Raw genomic sequence first — 2444 nt, forward strand, 5'->3', positions numbered from 1 at the left:
GTCGCGTTGCGGCACGGCGCCCTTGCGGCGCCCTTGCCGCGCCCTTGCCGCGCCCTTGCCGCGCCCTTGCCGCGCCCTTGCGGCGCCCTTGCGGCGCCCTTGCCGCGCCCTTGCGGCGCCCTTGCCGCGCCCTTGCGGCGCACGGGTTCTTCGGGCCGGGGAGGGGGTGTCATGGGCGGACACGACGGGGATCGGACCCTTGAGCGCGCACCGGGATTGGGGCGATGACGGTGGCGCTCGCCAATCCGGCCGCGCAGGCCTGCGTCTTCATGCTCGGCTGCGCCGTGATCCACGCCGCCCGGGCACACGCGGAACGCCTCACGCGCCTGCTCGTCGCCGCGCTCATCGGGGCGACCGTGCTGCTGCTGCTGGCCGCCTCCCTCACCTACGCGCCGGGGCCCGACGCAACCTTCGACGAAGTCTCGGTCTACGCGGCCTCGTGAGGCGGCAGCCGGGCAGGCCGGGTCAGTTCACCATGCAGAAGCCGGCCCCGGTTCCGATCCGGCGCTCCTGCGCACACCAGGGCTTGGCGGGTCCGGGTGCACTCTTGAGATCGGCGACGGCCTGGCTTTTGCCCGGTTCGGCACCGCGCGGGGCGAGGTCGCCGGGGGGCCTCTCGCTGGTCCCGAGCACGTGCGAGACGGACGGGTCGCCCTCGAGAGGGCCGGTCTCGACCTTCCGCTCGGGGACCCGCTCGCTCAGCTGCCCCAGATCGGGCGGGCCCAGCGACGCGAGTCCGGGCAAGTCCTGCGCGGCGGCGGCGCCGCAGAGGATCAAACAGGCGGCCGGAGCCGTGAGGAACCTGAGCATCGACGAAGCTCCTGATGCGAACGATCCCGCCGCCCGAATCCCCGTGACGAGACCGACCGGCGGGCGAATCTAGGGTGGGGCCTGTTAAAGACGGGCAAAGATTTAGGATTAACAAGTCTTTATCATTCTTCGTTGAATGCTGGACTGCATTGGCCAATGTCGATCGGCATCCGAGACAGGAGCGCGCGACGGGGCGTGATCCGCGCGGTGCCGGCGGGCCGATCTCCGGCCCCGGTCGGTCTCCTGCCTCGGGCTGTGTCGCGGAAGGCGCGGGCGCTCTCCGACGAAGGGGGCACCGGTTCGGCGCAAGAGCGCGCGTCACAACAAGGGCTTGGAGCCAAACGCGATTGCAACGCGCACGGTACACGACACCAGACCGGGAAGGCCTCGCGTTGATTGTCCAATCCACTTCCCTCATCCTGAGGGGCCGGAGCGTAACGGCGGCCTCGAAGGCGAGCTCCAGCCGGCGCTGCGATCCCTGGAGCCCTCCTTCGAGGCCCGCTTCGCGGTGACCTCAGGATGAGGGGATTGGGTGGGATTGCCACAACGCGGCGCACGGTCGTGTTCCGTGAGCAACGCGATCGAGCCCCGCTCCAACCCGCCCGCACCACCTTGAGGCGCGCGTGGAAGCGCGGCTGCAGGCGGTGCTCAACCGCCTCGCATGCGCAAGACAGCGGCGCGGGGAGGGCGCCTGAACCGCCCTCGCCCAGGCTCGCCCGGCCGAGTGCCCGGGATTGGGTCTTGGCTTGCCGCGGGATCCTGCGGCGACCGTCCGGCCGCGTGTCCCCGGACGGTCGTGGGGCACGGCTGCCAGCCGTGTTCGAGCGCCGGCTCGGACACAGCCCGCCGGGATCCACCAGCCTGCCGCAGACCCTATCCGTCGTTCGCATAAGATATATTATGGAACTACAACGATCCGTCGGGCGGGGTGAGGGGGGCTGGGTGTGCATCCTGGCACGTCCGAAAACGGTTCGCCCTGGACGCTTCCATGGCCGATGATGCCGAGCGGCGCCGCGTCATCCGAACAGGGCGCCGTCGGGCAGAGGCGGGGCGATCCGGGTGAGGGCGGTCCGAGCGCCCTCCCCGCGCCGGGATCCTCCGGTTTCCGTCCGAACCCTTCGGGTTCCGGCGTCCGCTCCCGTTGCGGTGCCGCCTCGTCATCCGGCGCAGCACCCTGATCCGGGTCGGCAACGCCAACGAGCGCGACGCCGATCGGATCGCTGCGGGCCGCCCGCATGACAGACGCAGGCGCCGGTTCCGGCCGGTCCGCGATGCCACGCGGACTCCGCCCGCTCACCCGCCCGACTTGACAATGTTCCTATTTTGTGCTCATTAGCCGCCACCTGTCCACGGCGGCCCGGGAGCGATCCCGGGGCGTCCTTTACGGGGCCCGCCCGGTGGCTGACCGGGCGGGTCCGTGGACGGGGCGGCGCGCGCGTCGGTGGCTCTCAGCCGCCATCGCCCCGGGCGGCGGACCGGTGCGGGGCGTGCAGCGGATGCGGGCGTGAGACCGGTCGGCGGTTAGCCAGCCGGGGGGGGGAAATGACGCCCGCGCCGACACGCGTCTGGGCCGCCCGTGAGCGGCCCGCGGACCCGCCCACAACGAGGCGTGGGGCGGCTGGAGGGCCAGGGCG

At 72.0% G+C, this 2444-nt stretch carries 3 protein-coding genes; 1 reads left to right on the forward strand and 2 read right to left on the reverse strand.

Going from position 1 to position 2444, the window contains the following annotated elements:
- Positions 1–183: hypothetical protein (locus tag MKK63_RS01000; protein WP_243997861.1), on the reverse strand; the 183-nt coding region annotated here is incomplete at its 3' end.
- Positions 184–224: 41 nt separating this feature from the next.
- Here MKK63_RS01000 and MKK63_RS01005 point away from each other — a divergent pair.
- Positions 225–443: a hypothetical protein gene (locus MKK63_RS01005; RefSeq protein ID WP_243997863.1), complete on the forward strand. Its 219-nt coding sequence runs from the start codon at positions 225–227 to the stop codon at positions 441–443.
- Positions 444–465: 22 nt separating this feature from the next.
- Here MKK63_RS01005 and MKK63_RS01010 read toward each other — a convergent pair whose 3' ends face one another.
- On the reverse strand, positions 466–810 hold the full coding sequence (locus MKK63_RS01010) for a hypothetical protein (RefSeq protein WP_243997865.1): 345 nt from the start codon (positions 808–810) through the stop codon (positions 466–468).
- Positions 811–2444: the final 1634 nt, after the last annotated feature.

The organism is Methylobacterium sp. J-088 (assembly GCF_022829295.1).
Lineage (GTDB): Bacteria > Pseudomonadota > Alphaproteobacteria > Rhizobiales > Beijerinckiaceae > Methylobacterium.

Coding starts and splice junctions, on each gene's coding strand:
- MKK63_RS01005 (WP_243997863.1), top strand. CDS start 225: ATGACGGTGGCGCTCGCCAATCCGGCCGCGCAGGCCTGCGTCTTCATG.
- MKK63_RS01010 (WP_243997865.1), bottom strand. CDS start 810: ATGCTCAGGTTCCTCACGGCTCCGGCCGCCTGTTTGATCCTCTGCGGC.